General features: G+C 63.2%; 22 protein-coding genes. 15 read left to right on the top strand and 7 right to left on the bottom strand.

Going from position 1 to position 25,843, the window contains the following annotated elements; translation table 11 throughout:
* Positions 1-78 precede the first annotated feature (78 nt).
* Genes FE240_RS09745 through FE240_RS09735 form a run of 3 tightly spaced genes read left to right on the top strand, consistent with a single transcriptional unit; the run spans position 79 to position 2,909 of the window.
* On the top strand, positions 79-1,644 hold the full coding sequence (locus tag FE240_RS09745) for a cytochrome ubiquinol oxidase subunit I (RefSeq protein ID WP_193000578.1): 1,566 nt from the start codon (positions 79-81) through the stop codon (positions 1,642-1,644).
* On the top strand, positions 1,644-2,771 hold the full coding sequence (cydB, locus tag FE240_RS09740; protein WP_193000577.1) for a cytochrome d ubiquinol oxidase subunit II: 1,128 nt from the start codon (positions 1,644-1,646) through the stop codon (positions 2,769-2,771). Before FE240_RS09745 ends, cydB begins: the two co-directional genes overlap by 1 nt.
* 15 nt (positions 2,772-2,786) lie before the next feature.
* Complete coding sequence (locus tag FE240_RS09735; RefSeq protein WP_193000575.1) at positions 2,787-2,909, top strand: CydX/CbdX family cytochrome bd oxidase small subunit; 123 nt, start codon at positions 2,787-2,789, stop codon at positions 2,907-2,909.
* A 30-nt stretch (positions 2,910-2,939) separates the two neighbouring features.
* Here FE240_RS09735 and FE240_RS09730 read toward each other — a convergent pair whose 3' ends face one another.
* The 4 genes from FE240_RS09730 to FE240_RS09715 all read right to left on the bottom strand — a co-directional run bounded on the left by FE240_RS09730 (position 2,940) and on the right by FE240_RS09715 (position 6,155).
* On the bottom strand, positions 2,940-3,611 hold the full coding sequence (locus tag FE240_RS09730; protein WP_193000573.1) for an NAD(P)H-dependent oxidoreductase: 672 nt from the start codon (positions 3,609-3,611) through the stop codon (positions 2,940-2,942).
* A gap of 95 nt (positions 3,612-3,706) precedes the next feature.
* Complete coding sequence (locus tag FE240_RS09725; protein ID WP_193000571.1) at positions 3,707-4,882, bottom strand: MFS transporter; 1,176 nt, start codon at positions 4,880-4,882, stop codon at positions 3,707-3,709.
* A gap of 167 nt (positions 4,883-5,049) precedes the next feature.
* Positions 5,050-5,850, bottom strand: a complete 801-nt coding sequence (dkgB, locus tag FE240_RS09720) for a 2,5-didehydrogluconate reductase DkgB (RefSeq protein ID WP_193000569.1) — start codon at positions 5,848-5,850, stop codon at positions 5,050-5,052.
* Positions 5,851-5,861: 11 nt separating this feature from the next.
* Positions 5,862-6,155: a putative quinol monooxygenase gene (locus tag FE240_RS09715; RefSeq protein ID WP_193000567.1), complete on the bottom strand. Its 294-nt coding sequence runs from the start codon at positions 6,153-6,155 to the stop codon at positions 5,862-5,864.
* A gap of 474 nt (positions 6,156-6,629) precedes the next feature.
* Here FE240_RS09715 and FE240_RS09710 point away from each other — a divergent pair, with 474 nt between their 5' ends.
* The 6 genes from FE240_RS09710 (at position 6,630) to FE240_RS09685 (ending at position 13,811) form a co-directional block, all read left to right on the top strand.
* Positions 6,630-7,943 (top strand): sodium-dependent transporter, encoded by a 1,314-nt coding sequence (locus FE240_RS09710; RefSeq protein ID WP_193000565.1) that lies wholly within the window; start codon positions 6,630-6,632, stop codon positions 7,941-7,943.
* A 106-nt stretch (positions 7,944-8,049) separates the two neighbouring features.
* Positions 8,050-8,946 (top strand): LysR substrate-binding domain-containing protein, encoded by an 897-nt coding sequence (locus tag FE240_RS09705; protein ID WP_193000563.1) that lies wholly within the window; start codon positions 8,050-8,052, stop codon positions 8,944-8,946.
* A 468-nt stretch (positions 8,947-9,414) separates the two neighbouring features.
* On the top strand, positions 9,415-9,933 hold the full coding sequence (hcp1, locus tag FE240_RS09700) for a type VI secretion system effector Hcp1 (protein ID WP_193000561.1): 519 nt from the start codon (positions 9,415-9,417) through the stop codon (positions 9,931-9,933).
* Between the two features lie 150 nt (positions 9,934-10,083).
* Positions 10,084-12,099, top strand: a complete 2,016-nt coding sequence (locus FE240_RS09695; RefSeq protein ID WP_193000558.1) for a type VI secretion system Vgr family protein — start codon at positions 10,084-10,086, stop codon at positions 12,097-12,099.
* A 2-nt stretch (positions 12,100-12,101) separates the two neighbouring features.
* On the top strand, positions 12,102-12,845 hold the full coding sequence (locus tag FE240_RS09690; RefSeq protein WP_193000556.1) for a DUF4123 domain-containing protein: 744 nt from the start codon (positions 12,102-12,104) through the stop codon (positions 12,843-12,845).
* A gap of 48 nt (positions 12,846-12,893) precedes the next feature.
* Positions 12,894-13,811: an IS5 family transposase gene (locus FE240_RS09685; protein WP_193000518.1), complete on the top strand. Its 918-nt coding sequence runs from the start codon at positions 12,894-12,896 to the stop codon at positions 13,809-13,811.
* Positions 13,812-13,833: 22 nt separating this feature from the next.
* Here FE240_RS09685 and FE240_RS09680 read toward each other — a convergent pair whose 3' ends face one another.
* The 3 genes from FE240_RS09680 to FE240_RS09670 form a co-directional block, all read right to left on the bottom strand.
* Positions 13,834-14,850: an alcohol dehydrogenase catalytic domain-containing protein gene (locus tag FE240_RS09680; RefSeq protein ID WP_193000555.1), complete on the bottom strand. Its 1,017-nt coding sequence runs from the start codon at positions 14,848-14,850 to the stop codon at positions 13,834-13,836.
* Between the two features lie 50 nt (positions 14,851-14,900).
* Positions 14,901-16,007 (bottom strand): alkene reductase, encoded by a 1,107-nt coding sequence (locus tag FE240_RS09675; protein WP_193000553.1) that lies wholly within the window; start codon positions 16,005-16,007, stop codon positions 14,901-14,903.
* A gap of 139 nt (positions 16,008-16,146) precedes the next feature.
* Positions 16,147-17,061, bottom strand: coding sequence for a cation diffusion facilitator family transporter (locus tag FE240_RS09670; RefSeq protein WP_193000551.1), 915 nt, complete (start codon positions 17,059-17,061; stop codon positions 16,147-16,149).
* 230 nt (positions 17,062-17,291) lie between these two features.
* Between FE240_RS09670 and ydiJ the strand changes: the two genes are divergently transcribed.
* From ydiJ to FE240_RS09640, 6 genes are all read left to right on the top strand, one after another.
* The gene (gene ydiJ, locus FE240_RS09665; protein ID WP_193000549.1) at positions 17,292-20,339 is read left to right on the top strand and encodes a D-2-hydroxyglutarate dehydrogenase YdiJ; all 3,048 of its coding nucleotides are present in this window, start codon (positions 17,292-17,294) and stop codon (positions 20,337-20,339) included.
* A complete protein-coding gene (locus FE240_RS09660) occupies positions 20,336-20,821 on the top strand; it encodes a hypothetical protein (RefSeq protein ID WP_404800018.1) in 486 nt (161 codons plus the stop codon). Before ydiJ ends, FE240_RS09660 begins: the two co-directional genes overlap by 4 nt.
* 35 nt (positions 20,822-20,856) lie before the next feature.
* Positions 20,857-21,285 (top strand): hotdog fold thioesterase, encoded by a 429-nt coding sequence (locus tag FE240_RS09655; protein WP_193000545.1) that lies wholly within the window; start codon positions 20,857-20,859, stop codon positions 21,283-21,285.
* Positions 21,286-21,467: 182 nt separating this feature from the next.
* Complete coding sequence (locus FE240_RS09650; RefSeq protein WP_193000543.1) at positions 21,468-23,339, top strand: DEAD/DEAH box helicase; 1,872 nt, start codon at positions 21,468-21,470, stop codon at positions 23,337-23,339.
* Between the two features lie 179 nt (positions 23,340-23,518).
* Positions 23,519-24,436 (top strand): homocysteine S-methyltransferase family protein, encoded by a 918-nt coding sequence (locus FE240_RS09645; protein WP_193000541.1) that lies wholly within the window; start codon positions 23,519-23,521, stop codon positions 24,434-24,436.
* Positions 24,429-25,829, top strand: a complete 1,401-nt coding sequence (locus tag FE240_RS09640; RefSeq protein ID WP_193000539.1) for a basic amino acid/polyamine antiporter — start codon at positions 24,429-24,431, stop codon at positions 25,827-25,829. Before FE240_RS09645 ends, FE240_RS09640 begins: the two co-directional genes overlap by 8 nt.
* Positions 25,830-25,843 lie beyond the last annotated feature (14 nt).

Below are 25,843 nucleotides of genomic sequence, written 5' to 3'. Positions count from 1 at the left end.
TATAGGTGTCATGCTCCGTGGTGTACTGGCGCGGCACAAAAAACGTGCCTACCAAGTACATCAAAAGAGAAGCGACACATGATCAATCCGGATGACGTGGTAAACCTGTCGCGCCTGCAATTTGGCGCCACGGCCATGTTCCACTTCCTGTTTGTGCCCCTCACCTTGGGTCTTTCCTGGATCTTGGTGATCGCCGAGTCGGCCTATGTGATGACCGGCAAGATCGTCTACCAGGAGATCACCCGTTTCTGGGGGAAACTCTTTGGCATCAACTTCGTCATGGGGGTGACCACAGGCCTCACTCTGGAGTTCCAGTTCGGCACCAACTGGGCCTATTACTCCCACTATGTTGGCGACATCTTCGGCACTCCCTTGGCGGTCGAGGGGCTGATGGCCTTCTTCCTCGAATCGACCCTGGTGGGCCTTTTCTTCTTCGGCTGGGACAAGCTCTCTCGGGGTCAGCATCTGCTGGTGACAGCGCTGGTGGCGCTTGGCTCCAACCTCTCGGCCCTGTGGATCCTCATCGGCAACGGCTGGATGCAGAACCCGGTCGGTGCCGAGTTCAACCTGCTGACCCAGCGCATGGAGCTGACCGACGTGGCGGCGGTGCTGTTTAACCCGGTAGCCCAGGTCAAGTTCGTCCACACGGTGGCGGCGGGTTACGTGGCGGCCTCCATGTTCGTAATGGGGGTGAGCAGTTGGTACCTGCTGCGCCGGCGTGAGCAGGCCTTTGCCCTGCGCTCGTTTGCCATCGCCTCGGGCTTTGGTCTGGCGGCCATCCTCTCGGTGATCGTGCTTGGCGACGAGTCGGGCTATCGCACCGGCGAGGTGCAGAAGGTCAAGCTCGCCGCCATCGAGGCGGAGTGGGAGACCGAGCCGGCGCCAGCGGCCTTCACCCTGTTTGGCTTTCCGGATCAGCAGGCCGAGACCACCCACGCCGCCATCAAGATCCCCTACATGATGGGGCTTATCGCCACCCGCTCCCTCGATGAGCCGGTCACCGGTATCAAGGATCTCAAGCGCGAGCACGCCCAGCGTATTCGCCAGGGGATCGAGGCGGTCGACGCTCTGGAGCGGATCCGCGCCGGGGATGAGAGCGAGGCGACCCGGACGCGTTTTGAGCGCCACCGGGCCGATCTCGGCTATGGCCTGCTGCTCACGCCGTATGCCAACCCCATCGCCAGCGCCGACGAGGCGGCCATCGCCAAGGCGGTCGATGACTCGATCCCGCCGGTGGCGCCGCTGTTTTGGTCGTTTCGCCTCATGGTGGGGCTTGGGGTGGTGATGCTGGGACTATTTGTGGCGGGCTTTGTGCAGTTGTGCCGCCACCAGCTGACCCGCTCGCCGCGCCTGCTGCGGGCCCTGCTTTGGTCGATCCCGCTGCCCTGGCTCGCCATTGAGGCGGGTTGGTTTGTGGCCGAGTTCGGTCGCCAGCCCTGGACCATCAGCGACGTGCTGCCGGTGTCGGCCTCGGTCTCCTTGCTCAGCGCAGGGCAACTCTGGTTCAGCCTGATCGGCATCTGCACTATCTACCTGAGCCTGCTGGTGGTGGAGCTGTTCCTGCTTTGCCACGTCATCGGCAAGGGGCCGGCCATGGTGCGCGCGCCGCTTGTCTCCTCATCTTCGCTGCCAAGGAGCGCCTGATGGATTACGCAACCCTGAAACTGATCTGGTGGGGCCTGGTGCTCTTCATGCTGGTGGGCTTCGTGGTGCTCGATGGTTTCGACCTCGGCATCGCCATGCTGCTGCCGCTAGTGGGCCGCGACGACGAGGAGCGCCGCTTGGTGATCAACAGCGTCGGCCCGGTGTGGGAGGGCAACCAGGTGTGGATCATCGCCGGTGCCGGTGCCCTGTTCGCCGCCTGGCCCTTAGTCTATGCCGCCGCCTTCTCGGTGCTCTATGTGCCCCTCATCGTGCTGCTGTTTGGCCTGTTCCTGCGTCCGGTCGGCTTTGATTATCGCAGCAAGCTCGAGCACGCCGCTTGGCGGCGCTGGTGGGATCGCGCCCTGGTGGCCGGTGGCCTGCTGCCGACCCTGGTGCTCGGGGCGGCCCTGGCTCTGGTGATGCAGGGGCTGCCGTTTCGCTTCGACAGCGCCCTGCGCCTGCACTATGGCCCCTTCGACCTGCACGGCCGCTTTATCGCCGCCGTCATGCTCTGCGTGGTCGCGGCCTTGCTGTTGCACGGGGCCAGCTTTTTGCACGTCAAAGTCGAGGGGGCGGTAGCGCAGCGGGGCCGCGCCCTAGCTATGGGGCTGGGGGGGCTGGTGAGCGGCGCTTACCTGCTGGCCGGCTGGCAGTTGGCGGCCCTGCCGGGTTATGCGCTCGCCCCAGGGCTTGCCACCGACGCGGCCCTGAGCCCGCTGACCAAGCTGGTGACCTTGCACCCAGAGGGCTGGCTGGCCAACTACCGGGCGACGCCGGCCCTGTGGCTGGTGCCCCTGCTGGGGGCTGTGCTGCCGCTGCTAAGTGCTCTGCTAGCCTGGCGCCGCTTGCCACGGCTGGGACTGCTGGCCAGCGGCGGCGCCTGCGCGGCCATGCTGGTGTCGGTCGCCATCGCACTGTTTCCGTTTGTGCTCCCCTCGTCACTTGATCCGGGCAGCAGCCTGACCCTGTGGGATGGGGTATCGAGCTTTAAGACCCTGGCCATCATGCTCGGCATCGTGCTGGTGCTGATGCCCATCAACCTCGGCTACACCCTCTGGGTCTACCGGGTCGTGCGCGGGCGGATCGACCGGGCACAGCTGCGCCGCCGCAGCCATCAACTCTACTGACAAGGAGAGAGACGTATGTGGTATTTCACCTGGTTCCTTGGGCTTGGTTTTGCCCTGCTGGTCGGTCTGTGCAACCTGCTCTGGCTGGAGGCGCGCTGGGCCGCCGGGTTGGGGGATGATGAGACGCATCACGAGTGACAAAAAGAGGAGCCGATGGCTCCTCTTTTTTTATCGGTAGCGGCCGACCTCGATGGGGGATTCGCGCTCTATGGTCGTCAGGCGCGCCGCCCACTCGTCGAGCCAGTGCTCGCGCACCACCAGCTCGGCACCTTCCGGCCCATGGAACAGGGCAGGGGCAAGCACCTGATAACCGACACATTGCAAGATGCCGCGCTCAATGGGACGCAAGATGGCATGGATGTCGCCGTGCAGCCCCTCTGGCTGGTAGGCCGGCTCATCGGCTCCCGTGGTCACACAGAGCAGGGCGCGCCGCTTGGCAAAGCGGCCGTGCTGATACAGTTGGCCCTCCTCATAGATACGTCCCATGGCAAAGACCCGGTCGACCCAGCCTTTGAGGATGGCCGGCAGGCCAAACCACCAGAGGGGAAAGAGCAAGATGAGCAGCTCGGCCTCCTCCAGCTTGGCCATCTCGCCGTCAATCTCGGCGGTGAAGCTGTCGCGCCGGGCGGCGTAACGCTCCTCTTGCTGCAACCTGAGGTAGGTGGGGTGGTGCTGGGTATGGAAGTTGCGCCGATCCGAGACCGGATCAAAGCCCATGGCATAGAGATCGCTGGTCATGACGGTGTGCCCGGCGGCTTCCAGCGTCTCGATGGCGGTCTCGAACAGGGCGCCACAGAAGCTTAAGGGTTCGGGGTGGGCGTGGACGATGAGCACTTTCATGGGCGATCTCCGATGCAGTCATGGGGCCAGCATAACGGCCCCATGGCACGGCGCCCAGCCGCCGGATGAGCAAGCTGGGCGCACGATCACACGGTTTACTTGCAGGTGGCGAGAGCCGGGGTATCGGCACGGCGACCGGTATAGGTCAGCGCCAGGGCCATCAGCACGATGAGGGCGCCGATCCAGGGGGTGTGAATGAGGCCGAGGTGCTCGACGGTGGCGCCACCGACCACAGAGCCCAGCGCGATACCGATGTTGAAGGCGGCGATGTTCAGGCCCGAGGCGACGTCCACCGCCTTGGGGGCGTGGCGCTCGGCTTCCTGTACCACCAGCACTTGCAGACCCGGCACGTTGCCGAAGGCGAAGGCGCCCCACACCAGTACGGTGAGCACCACCAGCACCGGGCTCGATGCGGTGAAGTTGAGGGCCAGCAACACCAGGGCCAGGCCGGCGAACATCACCCGCAGAGCGCGCACCGCACCGAGGCGATCGGCCAGCTTGCCACCCCAGATGTTGCCGACGGCAACCGAGGCTCCGTAGGCGAGCAGCACCAGGCTCACGGCGTTGGCGGAAAGACCGCTCACCTGCTGCAAGATTGGGGCGAGGAAGGTAAACGCAGTGAAGGAGCCGCCGTAGCCGAGCGCCGTCTTGGCATAGACCTTGAGCAGGGGGGCTTTGGTCAGCACCGAGAGCTGATCCTTAAAGCGGGCCGCCTCACCCTTGGGCAGGTTGGCCGGGATCAGCAGCAGGCTGCCGAGCAGGGCGATGGCACCGAGCAGACTCACCACCAGGAAGGTCTCACGCCAGCCGAAGTGCTGACCAATCCAGGTACCGAGCGGCACCCCGGTCACCAGTGCCACGGTCAGGCCGCTGAACATGATGGCGATGGCACTGGCCGCCTTCTCGCGGGCCACCAGACCGGTGGCGATGGTCGAGCCAATGGAGAAGAAGACCCCGTGGGTGAGGCCGGTGAGCACGCGGGCCATCACCAGGGTGCCATAGTCGGGCGCCTGCCAGGCAAACAGGTTGCCGAGGGTGAAGACCCCCATCAAGGCGACCAGCAGCCACTTGCGCGGCAGCCGAGCGGTGAGGGCGGTCAGCACCGGGGCACCGACGGCGACGCCGAGGGCATAGAGGCTGACCAGCAGCCCCGCCGAGGGGAGAGAGACCGCCAGCTGTTCGGCGATGGTGGGCACCAGTCCGACGATGACAAATTCGGTGGTGCCGATGGCAAAGGCACTGAGAGTGAGGGCAAATAACGCCAGTGGCATGGAAAACTCCAGATTGGGTGGTGATATACAGTGAGCGCAGTATGCAGGGGGTGTTTGTTGTTTAAAATGACGGTAAAACCAAGACACTTTTGGTTTTATTGCATCAATAGCCTATAAGCAGACATAAAAAAGCCCACCGAGAGGTGGGCTGTTTCGTGGGGGCGGGATCAGTCCCAGGCGGGGGCGAAGTCCGGGTTGGCGCAGCGCTCACCGCGATCGAGCGGGGCAATCGCCGCCATCTCTTCGGCGCTCAGGCGCAGATCCAGAGCGGCCAGGTTGGCGGCCTGATGCTCACGCTTGGTGGAGCTGGGGATCACCGTCATCCCCTGGGCGTGCAGCCAAGCCAGCGACACCTGGGCCGGGCTGGCCCCGTGGCGCGCGGCGATCTCTTTGAGCACCGGCTCGTCGAGCACCTTGCCGTAGGCAAGCGGCATGTAGGCCGTGACGGCGATGCCCAGCTCGCGGCAAACGTCGCGCACGATGCGGTTTTGCAGCAGGGGGTGTACCTCAATCTGCTGGTGGGTGATGGCGCCGGCTCCCAGGATGGAGACGGCCTGCTTGATCTGGGCAGAGGTAAAGTTGGAGACGCCGATCTCGCGGGTCAGACCACGCTCGCGGGCCTCGGCCAACTGCTCGAGGTAGACCGCCATCGCGACTTCATCGCTCGGGCTCGGCCAGTGGATCAGCGCCAGATCCAGGTAGTCGGTCTTGAGCTTCTCCAGGCTCAGCTCGAGGCTCGGGATCACCTTGCCGGGGCCAAATTCGCTGGTCCACACCTTGGTGGTGAGGAAGAGATCGCTGCGTGGCAGGGCGCTTTGACTGAGCACCTGGCCCACTTCGGCTTCGTTGCCGTAGATCTGGGCGGTGTCGATGTGGCGATAGCCAAGCTCGAGGCCGGTTTCGAGGGAGCCGATGAGCGGTGCGCCCTCAAGGCGGAAGGTGCCAAGACCGATGGAAGGCATCTGCATGAAAAATCTCCTTAGCGGGAAAGGGGGTGATAGTAGCGAACGTCCCGCTCGACCAGAGTCGCACCAAAGGTGGTGGCGAAGTGGGCCAGGTGGGGGGCTTGATTGTGGGCGGCCAGGGCGGCATCGCTCTCCCAGCGCTCAAACAGCATCCAAGCGTCGGGATTGTCTCGCTCCTGGTGCAGGTCATAGGCAAGGCAGCCCGGCTCGGCGCGGGTGGCTTCCATCAGAGGCTGCAAGGCGCGATGCAGTGATTCACCCTGACCGGGTTGTGCCACTAGGCGGGCAATGACGATGACGGTAGACATGGGACTTCCTGCTGAGCGGTGGATGATGCCGGGCAGTATGCCAAGGGGGGAGTGGGGAAAACAGACGCCATGGCGCAGTTCACTGGTGCGTTATTGTCATTAATAGACGATGTTGAGTGCGAATTACGCATATAAATGTTTCGCCCATGCCCCTTTACCGGGGGAGCGCAGCGCAAGAGCACCGGGCTGTGGGCAGAGTGAAACTCTAGGAATAATGACTTTTTGCCATAGTGCAATCTGTGCATGCAGATAATGACAGAAATTTGTGTCAAAGATTCTTTCCATGGTTTAGGCTGTGGGCCTTTCAATTTCAAGGCTGCTATCCATGTTCAGATTGCCGCGCGACGGCTCGATGTTCCCGCTCTCTTCGGGCGCCATCCTGACGCGTACGCCGGCATGGATTGCAGTACGGGTCGCCAGGGGCGGCCCTTTTTGTAGCTGGAGTGAAGTGATGATCTATTCCGCGGAGGTGGCATGAGCCAGGTGCAGTGGTCTTCCCGTGTCGGGCATGTGCTGGCGGCGGCTGGCTCGGCCATCGGCCTTGGCGCTATCTGGAAATTTCCCTATGTGACCGCCACCAACGGCGGCGGCGCCTTCTTGCTGATGTTTCTGCTGTTTAGCTTCACCCTGGGGGTCGCGGTGCAGGTTGGAGAGACCCTGCTCGGCAGCCACAGCCAGCGCGGCGTGCTCGGCGCTTTTCACCAGTTGGTGGGGCCGAAGTGGCGCTGGATGGGTTACATGGGGATCCTGTGCGGCTTTTTCATCTACAGCTTCTACAGCGTGGTGGGGGGCTGGACCGTGGGCTACGCGGCGCTGGCCATCGGCGGTGAGCTCAACCACGGCGATGCGGCGGCGCTGACCGCCCTGTTTGGTGGTTATGTGAGCGATCCGATCTGGCCTGTGCTGACCCACCTGATCTTTGCCGGCCTCACCTGGTGGTTTGTGCAGGGGGGGTTGCAACAGGGGGTGGAGCGGGCGCTGCGCTGGATGATGCCGGCCCTGTTTCTGATGATGCTGCTGCTGGTGCTAACTGGCCTCTCGATGCCCGGCGCCATGGCCGGGGTGCGCCAGTTCCTGTTGCCAGATTTTGGCCACCTCACCGGCCAAGGGGTGCTCGATGCCCTTGGCCTTGCTTTTTTCTCCCTCTCCATTGGCTTGGGGGTACACACCACCTATGGCGCCTATCTGCCCAGCAGCGATGGCGTGGTGCGCTCCGGCGTCTGGGTGGTGACCCTGGCGAGCCTTATCTCAGTGCTGGCGGGGCTAATGATCTTCCCGGTGCTCGCCTCTACCGGCATCGATCCGACTGCCGGGCCTGGGCTCACCTTCATGACCATGCCCGCCGTGTTCCAGCACCTGCCGCTGGGTCAGGGGCTGGCGGTGATCTTCTTCCTGCTGCTGCTGGTGGCCGCGCTCTCTTCGTCCATCTCCATGCTCGAACACCTGGTGCGCTTCACCACCGAGGAGTGGGGCTGGAACCGGCGCGGCGCCTGTCGCACCCTGACCCTGCTCATCATGGCCTGCGGCATTCCGGTGAGCCTGTCGTTCGGCCCTTGGGCCGAGTACACCCTGTTTGGCAAGACCCTGTTCGATCTGCTCGACTACCTCACCTCCAACCTGATGATGCCCCTGTTCGGGCTGGTGCTGACCCTGCTGCTGGGCTGGAAGCTCGGTGCGCGCATGGTGCCGGAGGATCTGGCGCCGCTGCCACGAGCCTGCCTGCTCTGGTGCTGGCGGCTGGTGGCGCCGCTGCTGATTGCCGGCATCTTGGTGCGCGGCCTGCTGTGAAGACAAAGAGGGGAGCCAAGGCTCCCCTCTTTGATGGCCGACCCTTGCCATCATCCTGCATGTAACGCTATAAAGCGCAGACACTCTTGTATCAAAGGCAGCAATCATGAAGACCCATTCCGATGAGCTGGCCCTGTTTGTGGCGGTGGTGGAGGCGGGCAGTTTTCGCCAGGCCGCCGAGAACCTCGGCCTCGACAACTCGGTGGTGAGCCGCGGGGTCAAACGCCTCGAGCAGAAGCTCGCCACCGTGCTGCTCACCCGCACCACCCGCAGCCTCAGCCTGACCGAGGAGGGGGAGTGGTTCTATCAGCGGGCGGTGAAGATCCTGACCGAGATGGCCGAGGCGGAGGGGACGCTGCTGATGCGCCGCGAGCAGCCCGAGGGGATCTTGCGGATCGATGCCGCCACCCCCTTCATCCTGCATCAGTTGGTGCCGATACTGGGGCGCTTTCGCGAACGCTACCCCGCCATCGAGCTGCAACTCAACAGCTCGGAGGGGTTCATCAACCTAATGGAGCGGCGGGTCGATGTGGCGATCCGCATCGGCGAGCTGGGGGACTCCTCCCTGCGCGCCATGCCGCTTGGCCGCTCACGCCTGCGCGTCCTGGCTGCCCCCGATTATCTCAAGCGCCACGGCACGCCGCGCACCCCGGAGGATCTGGCGGGGCACGTGCTGCTGGGCTTTATTAGCCCCGATCACCTCAATCACTGGCCGCTACTCTCGCGCGAAGGGGATCGCCTGCCGGTGACCCCCTCCCTGCGAGCCAGCAGCGGCGAGACCCTGCGCCAGCTGGCCTTGGCCGGGGAGGGGCTGGTCTGCCTGTCGGACTTCATGACCGGGCCGGATCGGGAGAGCGGCGCCCTGGTCGAGGTGCTGGCCCGCTCCAACAGCGGCGCCTCGCGCCCGATCAACGCCGTCTTCTACTCCGATGCCCAGCGCGATCCACGGCTGCGCGCCTGGCTCGACTTTCTCAAGTCCCACCTTGCCATCGGTATGCTCTAACTAACTGTTCCGAATCGTAGATTACTGGAGGAAGGGGGCTGTGCAAGCCTTTTGGCTGGCTGTGTCCCTATCTTGCCTGTCGCCAAGACTGTCCTCTTACTGGTGCTGTTCATATCAGCGCAAGCGTTACATAGAACGGTTGTGGCACAAGCGGCATGAAACCATCACGCGCAATAACTAATGCAGAGGCATGTCCAAGCTGCTGGCTCGAGTAAAACACTGCATGTATTTGGAGAATAAAACTGTACTGCGCAATTTTTTGCTCGCCATGTAGTGGAAATAACCAATTGAGAGATTTTTGCTGGCTTATATGCGCATTTCACGCAATATCTTGCGCGGTGGGTGCTGGGGTTGTAATGGAAGTTATTGTAAGTGATTGATAAATAACAAAACAACAAAATGGCATGATTACTGTCGTTGGGATGGACGAGTGTTATCTCATTGAATCCATCGATTAGGAGCATCATCATGCCAACTCCATGCTATATCAGCATTCAGGGCAAGACCCAAGGCAACATCACTGCCGGCGCTTTCACCGCCGAATCTGTCGGTAACATCTTCGTGCAGGGCCACGAAGACGAGATGCTGGTGCAAGAGTTCCAACATGTCGTCACTGTACCGACCGACCCGCAATCCGGTCAGCCGTCCGGCCAGCGTGTGCACAAGCCGTTCAAGTTCACCGTGGCCCTGAACAAGGCCGTCCCCCTCATGTACAACGCCCTGGCGTCCGGTGAGATGCTGCCGAAGGTGACCCTGAAGTGGTACCGCACCTCCGTGGAAGGTAAGCAAGAGCACTTCTTCAGCACCGTGCTGACCGATGCCACCATCGTCGACATCGACTGCCAGATGCCCCACTGCCAAGATCCGGCCAAGGCTGATTTCACCCAGCTGATCCAGGTCTCCATGGCTTATCGCAAGATTGACTGGGAGCACACCGTGGCGGGCACCTCTGGCGCCGACGACTGGCGTGCGCCGATCGAGGCCTGATCCTCGTATCCCACCTGTTGATAGTGCATATAGTGCATCGGGCCTCAAGGGCCCGTTTCTCCGGCGTGGCAAGCGCCGCGCCGGAGCTTTTATGCTTTGCCATTCCTCTGCGAGCGGTGAAATGGCAAAGCACAAAGGAGCCTTGCCACCATGGCCAACCAGACCGGACTTCAGTTCACCGTCAAGGTGGGCTCACTGCCCGACACCACCTTCGCCGTCGCCGCCTTTGACCTTGAAGAGGGGCTCAACACCCCCTTTACCCTGACCCTGGAGCTGGCCAGCCAGCAGAGCGACATCGACTTTGCTGCCGTGCTCGATCAGCCCTGCGAGCTGCTGGTGTGGTACAACGGCGAGCTGCAACGGCGGGTGTGCGGGGTGGTGAGCCAGTTTGCCCAAGGGGACAGCGGCTTTCGCCGCACCCGCTACGTGGCCGAGGTCAAACCGGCCCTGTGGCGATTGGGGCTACGCCACAACGCCCGCATCTTCCAAAGCCAGAGTCCGCAGGAGATCATCAGCATCTTGCTGCAAGAGGCGGGCATCACCGACTACGCCTTTGCCCTCAAGAATGAGCACGCCCAGCGTGAGTACTGCGTCCAGTACCGGGAAACCGACCTTGAATTTGTGAACCGCCTCGCCGCCGAAGAGGGGCTCTTTTACTTTCACGAGTTTGAAGCAGGTCAGCATCGCATCGTGTTTGCCGATGACGCCGCAGCCCTGAGCGCCGGGCCCGAGCTGTTTTTCAACCTCGCCAACCAGGGGCTCTCTCAGGGCGCCTTTGTGCGCCAGTTTCGCTATCGCGAATCGGTGCGCCCCTCTGACGTCGAGCTCAAGGACTACAGCTTCAAGACTCCAGCTTACGGCCTCTCCCACCAAAAGCAGGGGGCAGAGCTCGACCATCAGCGCGACAACTACCAGCACTTCGACTACCCGGGCCGCTTCAAGCAGGACGCCAGCGGCAAGGCCTTTAGCGGTTACCGGCTCGATGCCCTGCGCCGCGACGCGGTGAGCGGGGAGGGGGAGTCCAACGCCGCCGCTCTGCTGCCGGGCCAGACGTTCAGCTTAAGCGAGCACCCGAACGGGGCGCTCAACATCGACTGGCAGGTGGTGCAGATCCGCCATCGGGGCGAGCAGCCGCAGGCGCTGGAGGAGGAGGGGGGCGGCGGCCCGACCGTCTACCACAACGCCTTTGCGGCGGTGAAAGCCAGCACCACCTGGCGCGCTCTGCCGCCCCACAAGCCGATGGTGGATGGCCCGCAGATCGCCATCGTGGTGGGCCCCGAGGGCGAAGAGATCTACTGCGACGAGCACGGCCGGGTGAAGCTGCAATTTCCGTGGGATCGCTATGGTAGCTCCAACGACCAGAGCTCCTGCTGGGTGCGGGTGAGCCAGGGCTGGGCTGGCGGCCAGTACGGCATGATGGCCATCCCACGTATCGGCCATGAGGTCATCGTCGAGTTCCTGGAAGGAGACCCTGACCAGCCCATCATCACGGGTCGTACCTACCATGCCACGAACCGCCCACCTTACGAGCTGCCTGCGAACAAGACCCGCACCGTGCTGCGTACCGAGACCCATCAGGGTGAGGGCTTCAACGAGTTGCGTTTCGAAGATCAGGCCGGCCAGGAAGAGATTTACATCCACGGTCAGAAAGACCTGAATGTACTCATCGAGAACGATGCCGCTTGGCATATCAAGCACGACGAACATCGCGACATCGATTTTGATCGGGTCACTCGCATCAAGGGGAGCGACCACCTGACGGTGGAGGGCGAGAAGCGCGATCACATCAAGGGCGATTTTTCCCTCACAGTGGATGCCTCGCTCCACCAGAAGATTGCCCAAGCGTTGTTGGTGGAAGCGGGTCAGGAAATTCATTTCAAGTCGGGTCAAAAAGTCGTGCTGGAAGCAGGAGCTGAAATCACGGTCAAAGTCGGCGGCAGTTTTGTAAAAGTTGACCCGAGTGGCGTCACCCTGGTCGGTCCCTCCATCAAGATGAACTCTGGCGGCAGTCCCGGCTCGGGCTCCGGGTGGGCGGGTCAGATGCCCGGCTTGCCGGGAGGGGTTGACGTCCCAGCCTACACCCCGCCGCCGTCGTTCAAGGGAGGCGAAGCCTGCCCGCTGCTTGCACGGGCGGATGCGTCCATGTCGATCAATGAGTGCGAGTAACCATGACAACCCTCTATGAACAGTGGCGTGCAATGCCAACATCAGAGGCTCATGGCCTGTACGTTATTCTGGACCGTCTTTACGAACCCAACCCGGTCGCGCACTGGTGTGAGCAGGAGTGGGTTACTCAGATGCATCCCCTGTATTATCAGACCCCCATGGAGAGCGTGCTCAACGCGAGCCCGTGGTTGTGTCAGGTTGCGATAGAAAAATGGGCTGATGTGGAGCAGTGGATAGATGAACAGCAAGAGCCAACATGGGGTTGGCTTTATATCTGTGAGCAATCCTGGCAGCAGCAGCTCACCCATTGGCAGAGCCATCTGCGGATTGTGATTGATGGTGAGTTGCGGGCGGTTCGGCTGCAAGATCCCAGGGTGCTGTCGGTGTGGCTTTCGGTAAAAGAGCCTGCCCTTTGGCAAGGGTTGCTGAGCCCTGTCACGGCGTTGCAATTACCCGATCGCGCCCCCGACCGTCGCCCGGATCAACTGGCGTCAGTCTCTGCTTCGCTACCCTGGGTACTCCCAGCTGCATTGAGCGATGCATGGCACCACAGCCCATTTGGGATCAAGGTGGCGGCCAGTAACTTCGAAGTTGCGTTGTGGGAGCAAGATGCACCACTGAGTGAGTCTCTCTACCTACAAGGTGGAGACATTGAGAGTCAACTATCGGTGTGGTTGCGCGCCTTGATTGACGAAGGGCAATCAATGGCGTTGTTTCCCAAATCGATGCAGCTTGAATGGAACTAACAGAGGACTTGGTGATCTGATCACCACCATCCTCTTCAAGTCTGCATTATGGGCAAGTCGCTTCACCCCATCACCAATTGGCCTAAATACAACAAGTCTTTGATTAACCGAGGTTCACTCACCTTCTGGGTTGATGCCGAAGTCATGAACAACTGGCTCTACCACGACCATCATGGGCGGCGGGGCCGCAGCCAGCTTTACACTGACCAGACCATCTGTACCTTCCTGATGCTCAAGGGAATTTTCAACCTCACTCTGCGGGCTACTCAGGGACTATTCGACTCCCTGTTCGAGTTGATGAATGTGCCGTTGTGCGCACCGGACTATAGCTGTGTCAGCAAGCGGGCCCGCACGGTGACCGTGACCTATCGGCAGCCCAGCAAGGGGCGCATCACCGACCTGGTTATCGACTCGACTGGCCTGAAGGTGTTTGGCGAAGGCGAGTGGAAGGTTAGAAAACATGGCGCTGAGAAGCGGCGAGTGTGGCGCAAGTTGCATCTGGCGGTAGACCCGGTGAGCCACGATATCGTGGCGGCGGAAGTCTCGCTGGAAAATGTCCATGATGCTGAGGTGTTGCCCACCTTGCTTAACCCTCTGCGGCGTAAGCTGGGGCGTGTTTATGCAGATGGCGCCTATGACAGCAAGGCCAGCCATCAGCTTATCTCGCGCAAAGGGGCGATAGCCTGTATCCCGCCTCGCAAGAGTGCGGGGCTCTGGAAAAAGGGGCATCCAAGAAATGAGGCTGTGCTGGTGATGCGCAAGGAAGGGTTGGCGCACTGGAAGAAGATATCGGGGTATCACCGTCGCTCGCTGGCAGAGACGGCGATGTACCGGTTCAAACAGTTGCTGACGGGGAAAATCAGTCTGCGTAACTACAACGGTCAAGTGGGAGAGGTCATGGCCTACGTGTGTGCGATGAACAAACTGAATACCCTTGGCCTACCTGTCAGAAAGCCCCGAGTGTAGCGCTCACCCTGGGCTGGGAACGTCATGACTTGCTGGCTGATTTGGGAAACAACGCCACCCGAAGCAGGAACTTGCGTCCGCCCCCTTGTCGCTTGGCCTCGGCCAATGCGGCCGGCAGGGCGGCGAAATCGCGCACGGCCAGCGGGGCGGTCGGCATGGCGCCGCTCACCATGGCGGTGAGCATCGACTCCCCGGCCTGCACCAACTGCTGCCACTGCCGCGCAGAGCCGTGGGCGTGCTGAGCGCCGAGGGCGATCTCGTGCAGCGAGAGGCAGCGGGTGAAGGGGGGCAGGGGGCTCTGCTCCACCCGTCCCAGCACCGCCACCAGATGGCCGTAATAGCCGAGGGCGTGGCACAGCTCGCTGGCCTGAGCGCTCGAGACCAGATCGATGATGGCGTGAAACGGCTCACCGCCGTTGGCGGCGCGCAGGGTGGCCAGCCAATCGGTGTCGTGATAGTCCGCCACCTGCACCCCGAGCCGGCGCAGGGCGTCGTGGTGGCGGGCGTCGGCCGAGGCAAACACGCGGGCGCCGCGGGCCAGCGCCAGCGAGACGGCGTAGCGCCCCACATTGCTGGCGGCGCCGGTGAGCAGCACCGCCTCCCCATGCAGATCGGGCAGCTTGGCCAGCGCCTGCCAGGCGGTGAGGCCGGGGCAGGGGAAGGCGGCGGCCGCCTCGTCAGAGAGCGCCTCCGGCACCGCCAGCAGGGCGCGCGCCGGCACACAGGTGTGGCGGGCGAAGCTGCCGTGGCGGCGTAGATCCGTGTGGTAGGCGACCCGGCTGCCGAGGCGCAGGTGATGCACCCCTTCGCCCAAGGCCACGATCACCCCCATGCCATCGACGCCGGGCACTTGTCCCGGCTGCCAGTCGGGGTGGCCCCACTCGATGAGCTTCCAGTCGACCGGGTTGATGGCGATGACCCGGTTCTCCACCACCACCTCACCGGGGCCGGGGGCGGGCAGGGTAAGATCGGTTAGGATGAGGGCATCGGGTTCACCGGCAGCCTGCCAGCACCAGCCCTGGCTTTTTATCGCGTTCATTGTGTTCTCCTTGCAAACAGGCCCGCCATGGGGCGGGCCTTGCATCACTCTCAGGCGGCCGAGCCGTCGGCCTTAGGGTAGTCGGTCAGCCCCTTGGCGTCGCCGCCAAACAGGGTGGCCGGATCGTGGGGCGCCCAGGGGAGATCGTGGCGGATCCGCTCGGGCAGATCCGGGTTGGCCACGAAGGGGCGGCCAAAGGCGACCATGTCGGCCCAACCCTCGGCGATGGCGGCACGGGCGCGGGCGGCATCGTACTTACCGGCATAGATGAGGGTGCCCGGATAGACCTCGCGCAGGGCCTGCTTGAACTCACCACGCATCACAGGGGCGTCGTCCCAGTCGGCTTCGGCGATGTGCAGGTAGACCACGCCCAGCTCGCCGAGCAGGCGGGCGGCAGCGGTGTAGGTCTGCTCCGGATCGGCATCGACCGTGCCATTGAGGGTGGTGAGGGGGGCCAGGCGCACACCGACCCGCTCCATGCCGATCTCGCCGCCGACGGCCTCGACCACTTCGCGCAGGAAGCGCAGGCGGTTTTGGAGCGATCCGCCGTACTGGTCGGTGCGGGCATTGGACTCGGAATCGAGGAACTGGTTGATGAGGTAGCCGTTGGCGCCGTGCAGCTCGATGCCGTCAAAGCCGGCCTCGATGGCGTTGCGGGCCGCCTGGCGGTACTCGTTCACCACGCCGGCGATCTCCTCTACCGAGAGGGCGCGCGGGGTGACGGTCTCGACAAAGCCCGGGGTGTTGTCCTTATCGACAAACACCCGCACCCCTTCGGCGCGCAGGGCCGAGGCGCTGACCGGCTGGGCGCCGCCGATGTTGTCCGGGTGGGTCACGCGTCCGACGTGCCAGAGCTGGGCGAAGATGGCGCCGCCTTTGGCATGCACCGCGTCGGTCACCTTGCGCCAGCCGGCTACCTGCTCGGGGCTGTAGATGCCGGGGGTCCACGCATAACCTTTGCCGGTGGGGGAGATCTGGGTGCCTTCGCTGACGATGAGACCGGCACCGGCACGCTGGGCGTAATAGGTGGCCATCAGATCGGTGGCCACGTCACCGGGTTGGGCGGCGCGCGAGCGGGTCATGGGCGGCATGACGATGCGGTTTTGCAAGGAGAGCTGGCCGAGGCGCAGCGGGCAGAAAAGGGGATCGTGGGACATGGAAACCTCGTTAAGTAGGGAAGCGGACAGTATGACGCCAGGACAGGCGTCGCTGTCGATGGCGTCATAGTAGGCCGCTATGGCCTTGCCTAAAAGAGGGTTAATCCCAGAAGAGTGCTGCGATTATGACAATAATCCCTCAAAGCCAGCGGGCTTCGCGGGTGAAGCAGACCGAGAGCCAGGTTTCGCCCAGGGTATCGCCAAGGCGCCCCCACAGCTCCTGGCGCAGGGCATCCTGACGGGCGACGGGCCACTCCTGCCCGTGGGGTACCAGGATGTTGAGCTCAAGCTCGAAGCGGCGGCCGCTCTTGGCCAAGTGGCTGTAGCACTCGACCCCGTAGCGCTGGCGCAGGGCCTCGACTTCGGCTTGCACTTTCTGCTGCACTTCCCCCTCGGGGGCGATTTTGAGCACTTCGCGCAGGTTGCGCCCCAGCACCTTGATGGGGATCAGGGTGGCGCACAGGGCCAGCACCGAGACCAGCACCGGATCGATGTAGCGGTTGTAGCGGCCATAGCCGGCCTGCTCGAGCCCCATGGCGATGACAAAGCCCAGCAGCAGGGTGGCGCTCAGTATGGTGTCGACCTGCCACTCCTTGGCATCGACTCGCACCAGCTCGGAGTCGAGCCGCTCGGCGGCCTGCGCCTCAAGGCGGTAAAGTGCGGCGCAGAAGAAGGTGGAGACGGCGGCGTAGAGCAGGGCGTGGTCGAGGTTTATCTCGCGTCCACCGGCATTGAGGGTGGTGAGGCCGCCATAGAGGGCCGCCAGACAGAGCAGCAGGATCAAGGTGCCGTTGATGACGTTGGCGATGGGCTCAAAGTGGGCGTAGCCGTATTGGAAGCGGGCGTCATCGGGGCGGGTCACCAGGTAGGCGGTTACCAGGCCAAGGCCGGTCATGCCCATGCTAAAGAGAGTGAAAACGCCGTCGAGTAAGATGGCGTGGGAGCCAACAAACAGGCCATAACCGACGCCAAAGCAAGCAAAGGTGATACAGCCGAACAGAGAGAGGGTGAGGGCCTGTTTCTCTGTACTGATAACATGGCTAAATAAAGCCATAACAATCCTCCATCGATAGTTGAACAAACGGTTTACGTCGCAGCGGCAAGTGGCGCGACGGGCTTGATCCCGACTGAGCAAGGGCTGATATACTGCCGGCCAACGTACAAAAAGACGTGAGCGAATGCCAAGGCGGGCGCAGGACGCACCGCCCGGCATTGTGGTCGCCGGAGCGCCGGCTAAATTGCCTGTCATCAGCAGGTATCAAAACCAGTAGGGAACAAGGATTCATGATCCCGAGACTCGATTACCAAGGCAGTGTGTCACCCCTGACTCTGGCATTTTTAGATGCCCTCATTGAGAAGGGGTTTCGGGGTGACGTTGACAAGTCATATGCGGGCCGGCTCGCCATGGCGACGGACAACAGCGTCTATCAGGTTACTCCTCAGGCGGTGATCTTCCCCAGGGATGCCGACGACATCAGTCTGATGCTCTCGTTGGGGCAGGAGCCGCGCTATCGCGAGCTGACCTTCTCCCCCAGAGGCGGCGGCACCGGCACCAACGGCCAGTCCCTGAGCGCCGGCATTATCGTCGATCTGTCGCGCCATATGAACCGGGTGCTGGAAATTAACCCGGAGCAGGGCTGGGTGCGGGTGCAAGCCGGCGTCATCAAGGATCAGCTCAATGCGGCCCTCAAGCCCCACGGCTTTTTCTTCTCGCCGGATCTCTCCACCTCCAACCGTGCCACCATCGGCGGCATGGTCAATACCGACGCCTCGGGGCAGGGCTCCTTGGTCTACGGCAAGACCTCAGATCACGTGCTGGGGCTCAAGACGGTGCTGGAAAATGGCGAGATCATCGCCACCGAGCCGCTCAAGGGGGAGCGACTGGCCGACAAGCTGGCGCTTGAGAATCGGGAAGGGGAGATCTATCGCTCCCTTTACCGCATCGGCAAGGAGCGCCGCGCCGACATCGAGGCCACCTTCCCCAAGCTCAACCGCTTCCTGACCGGTTATGATCTCAAGCACCTCTACGATCCGGCCGAGGATGCCCTCGACGTGAGCCGGGTGCTGTGTGGCTCGGAAGGGTCCCTCGGCTTCATCGTCGAGGCGCGCCTCAACATCACGGCGATCCCGCGCTATCGCACCCTGGTCAACGTCAAGTACGACAGCTTCCCGTCTGCGCTCAGAAATGCGCCCTTTATGGTGCAGGCTCAGGCGCTGTCGGTCGAGACGGTGGACTCCAAGGTGCTCAATCTGGCCAAGGCCGACATCATCTGGCACTCGGTGCGCAGCCTCATCGAGGAGGTACCGGGCAAGCGGATGGACGGGCTCAACATCGTCGAGTTCGCCGATCTGGATGAGGCCGAGCACCAGGCCAAGGTGACCGAGCTGTGCCGGCGTATCGACGAGCTGATGGCCCGTGGTGAGGCCGGCATCATCGGTTATCAGGTGTGTGACCACCTGCCGAGCATCGAGACCGTTTACGCCATGCGTAAAAAATCGGTGGGGCTGCTTGGCAACGCCGCCGGACGCAAAAAGCCGGTGGCCTTTACCGAAGACACCGCCGTGCCGCCGGAGTCGTTGGCCGATTTCATCATGGAGTTTCGCGCCCTGCTCGATGAGCATGGGCTCGACTACGGCATGTTCGGCCACGTGGATGCGGGCGTCTTGCACGTGCGCCCGGCGCTGGACTTGTGCGATCCCGAGCAGGAGGTGATGCTGCGGCGCATCTCCGACAAGGTGGTGGCACTGACCGCCAAGTACGGCGGCCTGATGTGGGGTGAGCACGGCAAGGGGTTCCGCTCCGAATACAGCCCGGCCTTCTTCGGCGATCTCTGGGAGGAGTTGCAGCGGGTCAAGGGGGCGTTCGACCCGGATAACCGCCTCAACCCCGGCAAGATCTGCATGCCCTATGGCAGCGATGCCGAGCTGGTGTCGGTGGACGGCCCCAAGCGCGGCAAGTATGACCGCCAGATCCCGCTGGCGGTGCGCACCAGCTACACCCAGGCGCTCGACTGCAACGGCAACGGCCTGTGCTTTACCTTCGAGACCGACTCGCCCATGTGCCCCTCGGTCAAGATCAGCCGCGATCGCCGCCACTCTCCCAAGGGGCGTGCCGGCCTGATGCGTGAGTGGCTGCGCCAGCTCGCCCTGCAAGGCTTCGATCCGCTGGCCGAGGAGGTCGCGCTGCAAACCGGCGGGGTGCGCTTTAAGCAGATCGTCGACAAGGTGCGCAACACCTGGGCCCGCTCGCGGGGTCAGTACGACTTCTCCCACGAGGTGATGGAGGCGATGGAGGGGTGTCTTGCTTGCAAGGCGTGCACCAGCCAGTGCCCAATCAAGGTGGATGTGCCCACCTTCCGCTCCCGCTTCATGCAGCTCTATCACAGCCGCTACCTGCGCAGCCCCAAGGATTACATCATCGGCACCTCCGAGGGCTACACCCCTTGGCTGGCCAAGGCGCCGCGCATGGTGAACTTCTTCTTGGAAAAGGAGTGGCTGCAAAAGGCGACCGAGAAGACGGTCGGTCTGGTGCACCTGCCGCTGCTGTCGGTGCCGACCCTGGCCGAGGAGCTCAAAGAGAGCCGCGCCCGCTATTTCGACCTGCCGAGCCTTGAGCGCATGAGCGCCGAGCAGCGCGCCAAGGTGGTGCTGATCGTGCAAGATCCCTTCACCAGCTACTACGATGCGCCGGTGGTGCGCGATCTGGTGCGCCTGTGCGAGCGCCTCGGTTACCAACCCTACCTGCTGCCGTTCAAGCCCAACGGCAAGCCGCAGCACGTCAAGGGGTTCCTGCGCGGCTTTGCCCGCACCGCCGCCACCACGGCCCAGTTCCTCAATCAGATTGCCCGGCTCGGGGTGCCGCTCATCGGGGCCGATCCGGCCATGGTGCTCTGCTATCGCGACGAGTACGTCAAGGCGCTGGGCGAGGCGCGGGGCGATTTCAAGGTGTTGCAAGTGCAGGAGTGGTTGTTGCAAGCCGAGCTGCCCGAGGCGCGCGAGTGTGACGAGACGCCCTGGTATCTGTTTGGCCACTGCACCGAGAAGACGGCGCTGCCGACCAGCACCGGTGATTGGAAGAAGGTGTTTGAGCGCTTTGGTGCCCGCCTCGAGCCGGTCTCGGTCGGTTGCTGCGGCATGGCCGGCACCTATGGCCACGATGCCCGCAACCTCGAAAATTCGCGCGGTATCTACTCGCTGAGCTGGGCCGAGCCCCTGTCGCGGTTGTCGATGGATCGCTGCCTGGTCACCGGTTATTCCTGTCGCAGCCAGGTCAACCACATGGAGGGGGAGCAGCTCAAGCACCCGTTGCAGGCCCTGCTCGAGCGAGTGTGATGCTCAAGACCGCCCGTTTTCAGGTCCCCCAGCACTACGCCCACGCCGGGTTTGTGCTGCGGGCCTGTGACGAGGCGCAGGCGGTGCGCGAGTACGTGGCGCTGCTGCGTGAGCGGGAGCAACTGCACCAGCTGTTTCGCGCCGATGACCCCTGGCCATCGGCGCACTTCTCGCTAGCCCAGCACGAGGCCGATCTGGCGTGGCAGGTGTCGGAGTTTCGCGCCCACCGCTCGTTTGCTTACACGGTGTGGGAGGGGGAGGAGCAGGCGCTGATCGGCGGCCTGTACCTTTATCCCTCGCTGCTGCCTGGCGTCCAGGTCGAGGTCTTCTTCTGGTTGGGCGCCGATTCGCCAGTGGCGGCGTCGACGTTTAGCGAGGTTATCCGGCGCTGGCTTAGGCGGCGCTGGAACTGGACGTCGGTGCGCTTTCCCGGCCGCGACACGCCGTGGGTCGAGTGGCCCGGTGTCACATACCCGTGGTAGCGTAGGACGGCTAATACCTTCAAAAGAGAGCACTCATGTCCATCTGGAAAAAAGCGATGAGCCTGGAGGGGCTGGAGGCCAGCTCCCGCAACACCCTCATGGCACACCTTGATATTCACTACAGCGCCTTTGGCGATGACTGGATTGCGGCCACCATGCCGGTTGACAGCCGTACCCATCAGCCGTTTGGCATGTTGCATGGCGGGGCCTCTGTGGTGCTGGCCGAGACCATGGGCTCGATTGCCGCCAACATGGCGGTGGATGAGGAGCACTACTGCGTCGGCCTTGACATCAACGCCAACCATATCCGAGCCAAGCGGGAAGGGAAGGTGACCGGGGTGGCGCGTCCGGTGCATCTGGGGGCCACCACCCAGGTGTGGCAGATTGAGATCAGCGACGAGCGCGAGCGACTCATCTGCACCAGCCGGATCACCATGGCGGTGCTGCGCCACAAGCGGCCCTGAGGGCGAAGCGATCACAATTGCGCAGATAGTGCATGCCAGGGCGGATGGGCAGGCATATACTTGGCAGGCTGTTTGAGAGACGAATCACATTTTTCAAGACAGCAGGGCAAAGTGGCGCTATAATCGCCGCCTTTTTGCTGTTCCGCGGTGTGAACCGCCTGCCTAAATACCTGGAAGAATCTATGTCTGATACCGAACATCTGCCCCTTTTTGACGAGCTTGGATTGGCCGCGCCCATTTTGAAGGCGCTGCACGACGTGGGCTACGAGCGCCCGTCCCCCATCCAGGCCGCCGCCATTCCGCCACTGCTGGCGGGCCATGATCTGCTGGGGCAGGCGCAGACTGGTACCGGCAAGACGGCGGCCTTTGCGTTGCCGCTGCTCTCCCGCCTTGAGGCAGGCAGTCGCTCCACCCAGATCCTGGTGCTGGCGCCGACTCGTGAACTGGCCATTCAGGTTTCCGAGGCGTGCCAACGCTACGCCAGCCACATGCCTGATTTCCAGGTGCTGCCCATCTACGGTGGCTCCTCCTATGACACCCAGATCCGCGCCCTGCGCCGCGGTGCCCAGGTGGTCGTCGGTACTCCGGGCCGCGTCATGGACCTTATCCGCCGCAAGAGCCTGGATCTCTCCGGTCTGCGTGCCCTGGTGCTGGACGAGGCGGACGAGATGCTGCGCATGGGCTTCATCGACGACGTCGACTGGATCATGGAGCAGTGCCCGGCTGGCCGTCAGGTAGCCCTCTTCTCCGCCACCATGCCGGAGCAGATCCGTCGTGTGGCTCAGAAGCACCTGAAGCAGCCCAAAGAGATCAAGATCGCCTCCAAGACCGCGACCGCGACCACCATCCGTCAGCGCTACTGGCAGGTGACCGGCTCCCATAAGCTGGAAGCCATGACCCGTCTGCTGGAAGTGGAATCCTACGAAGCCCTGCTGGTGTTCGTGCGCACCAAGAATGCGGCCGAAGAACTGGCCGGCAAGCTGGCTGCCCGTGGTCACGCCTGTGAAGCGCTGCATGGTGACATCCCGCAGAAGCTGCGTGAGCGTACCGTCGAGAAGCTGCGCCAAGGCCAGCTGGACATCCTGATCGCTACTGACGTGGTAGCCCGTGGTCTGGACGTCGAGCGCATCACCCACGTGGTGAACTACGACATTCCGTACGACACCGAGTCCTACGTGCACCGTATCGGCCGTACCGGCCGTGCCGGTCGTAAGGGTGAGGCTATCCTGTTCGTGGCCCCGCGCGAGCGCCGCATGCTGCGTTCCATCGAGCACGCAACGCGTCAGAGCATCGAGCCGATGAAGATGCCGACCATGGCCGACATCAACCAGCACCGCCTGACCAAGTTCAAGGAGCGCATCCGCGAAACCATGATGGGTGAGGAGCTCGAGACCTATTACGAACTGGTCAACGAGCTGGTACAGGAAGAGTCCGTCGATCCGATCGAGCTGGCCGCTGCCCTGGCCAAGCTGGTGCAGGGTGATCAGCCGCTGCTGCTCGACGAGTCCAAGCCGGATCCGCTGCTCTCCCAGCCGTCGCGCGAATTTGAGCGCCGTGATCAGCGTGACTTCGGTGATCGCGATTTCAACCGTGGCGATCGCCCGGCCCGTCGTATGCCGGGTCTGGAGCCGCGTCCGCTCAAAGACAATCCTGACGTGAAGATGGAGCGCTTCCGTGTTGACGTGGGTGCCCATCACGGCGTCAAGCCGGGCCAGATTGTCGGCGCCATCGCCAACGAAGCCAACCTCGAGAGTCGCTTCATCGGTAACATCGAGATCGCCGATGACTTCTCCACCGTCGATCTGCCCAAGGGCATGAGCGCCGAAGTGATGGAAGTGATCAAGAAGGCGCGTGTCTGCCAGCGTCCGCTGATGATCACGCCCTACACCGAAGTGCCGGAAGGGACCCGCAGCGCCGCTCCGCGTCAGTTCCGCGATCGCCCCTTCAACAAGGAGCGTCGTCCCTTCAACAAGGATCGCCGCGAAGGCAATCGTGAAGGTGGGTTCGACAAGGGCCGCAAGTTTGGTAACAAGCGCCGCGAGCACAACAGCTAATAGCGTCTGAATAGCGTCAAATAGAAGGGCCGATCGCAAGATCGGCCCTTTTTTATTTCTGCGGTTTCCGCTGTGAAGGGATTGCATCGCTCCCCGCACTCCTGTAAAAGATGTTTAGACGTCCAAATGGCTAGGTGTTTGGGTGTCTTGATATCTTTATTAGCAGGCTGGAGAGTAGGATGGAAAACAGAGAAGGGGTGGTGATTCTGGATGGTGGTATGGGCCGCGAGCTGGCCCGGCGCGGGGCCCCCTTTCGTCAGCCAGAGTGGTCGGCGCTGGCGCTGATGGAGGCGCCGCACACCGTCAGCGAGGTGCACGAGGCATTCATTCACAGCGGTGCCGAGGTGATCACCACCAACAGCTATGCCCTGGTGCCGTTTCATATCGGCCAGGCGCGCTTTGCCAGTGAAGGGGAGGCGTTGACCCGCCTCAGCGCCACCTTGGCGCGTCAGGCCGCGGATCGCCATCCCGGCGTTCGGGTTGCGGGCTCCTTGCCGCCCTTGTTTGGCTCTTATCGCGCCGATCTCTACCGCCCCGAGCAGGTGGCCGCCCTGGCGACACCGCTGGTGCGGGCACTGGCCCCTCATGTTGACATCTGGCTGGCTGAGACCATGAGCCTGATTGCCGAGCCGCTCGCCTACCGGGCCCTGCTGCCTAACGATGGCAAGCCGCTGTGGGTCTCGTTCACCTTGGAAGATGACGTGCCCGGTAGCGAGCCACGGCTGCGCTCCGGCGAGCCGGTGAGCTCGGCGGTGCGCGCACTGGTCGAGGCGGGGGCTGACGCCATCCTCTTTAACTGCTGCCAGCCGGAGGTGATCGAGGCCGCGCTGGCCGAGGCGGTGGCCACCCTGGCCATGCTGGAGCGGCGCGATGTGCGCCTCGGGGCTTACGCTAACGCCTTCCCGCCCCAGCCCAAGGAGGCCACCGCCAACGACGGGCTGGATGAGGTGCGCGCCGATCTGGGGCCGGCGGATTATCTGATCTGGGCCGAGCGCTGGAAGGCGGCCGGGGCTCGCCTCATCGGCGGTTGCTGCGGCATCGGCCCCGAGCACATCGCCGCCTTAAGCGCGCACTTTGCGGGGGTGGCCGATGAGTGAGAAGAAGATTGGGCTCTGGTCACTCACGGCCCTGGTGTTTAGCTCCATGGTGGGGGCAGGGGTGTTCAGCCTGCCCCAGAACATGGCGGCGGTGGCCGGCGCTGAGGCGGTGCTCATCGGCTGGCTGGTGACCGGGATCGGCATTTTGGCGCTGGCGGCCTGCTTTCTCTATCTGGCGCGGCTGCGCCCTGCGCTCGACGGGGGGATCTACAGCTATGCCCGCGAGGGGTTTGGCGATCTGGTCGGCTTTTTCAGCGCTTGGGGTTACTGGCTGTGCGCCACCATAGGGGTGGTCGGCTATCTGGTGGTGGCCTTTGCCGCCATCGGGGGATTTACCGACACCCCGGAGCGGGTCTGGTTTGGTGAGGGGAACACCGGCTGGGCTTTCCTCGGTGAATCTTGCATCCTCTGGGCGGTACACCTTCTGGTGGCGCGCGGGGTGCAGCAGGCCGCCCTGTTCAACCTGGTGGCGACCCTGGCCAAGAGCTTGCCGCTGCTGCTGTTTGTCGCCTTTGCCTGCTACTGGTTTGACCCTGTTGTGTTTCATGCGGAGCCGGGTGGCGAGAGTTTGCAGCAGTCGGTCTCCGAGCAGGTGCGCAACACCATGCTCATCACCCTCTGGGTCTTCACCGGTATCGAAGGGGCGGCGGTGCTCTCGGCGCGGGCGCGCAACAAACGGGATGTGGGGCGGGCCACCGTGCTTGGCGTGGTGCTGGCGCTCACCCTCTATGTGCTGGTGTCGGTGCTGGCGCTTGGGATCCTCAATCGCCCTGAGCTGGCGGCCCTGCCCAATCCCTCCATGGCGGGGCTGATGGCCCACATGACCGGCTCCTGGGGTAAGGCCCTCATCAGCCTCGGCCTCATCGTCTCGGTGCTGGCCTCTTATGTGAGCTGGACCCTGTTCTCGGCCGAGGTGCCCTACAGCGCCGCCCAGCGCGGCGCCTTCCCGGCGCTGTTCACGCGCCAGAACCGGCACGGTACCCCGATTGCCTCGCTCTGGCTCACCAGCCTGACGGTGCAGGGCTGCCTGCTGCTGGTGTGGCTGCTCGGCAAGGGGTACACCAACTTGTTGCTGATCTCCACCTCCATGATCCTGGTGCCTTACTTCCTCATCGGCGCCTTCCTGCTCAAGCTCACCCTGAGCGGAGAGGGAGATCGCAAGGCGCGCCTGGCGGCGGTGATCGCCACCGGTTACGGCCTGTGGCTGCTCTACGCGGCGGGGCTTGAGTACCTATTGCTCTCGCTGCTGCTCTACGGGCCGGGTCTGCTGCTGTTTTTGCACACCCGGCGCAAGCTGGGGCTGAGCCTCAGCGGCCGCGAGCGGTGGCTGGCGGGGCTGGCCTTGGTGGCGCTACTGCCGGCGCTGTGGAGCTTCGGCCAGCAGTGGAGCTGAGTGAAAAAGCGAAG

Source organism: Aeromonas simiae (assembly GCF_014892695.1).
In the GTDB taxonomy this organism is placed as follows: domain Bacteria; phylum Pseudomonadota; class Gammaproteobacteria; order Enterobacterales; family Aeromonadaceae; genus Aeromonas; species Aeromonas simiae.
This window is presented reverse-complemented; position numbering and strand designations above follow the sequence as displayed.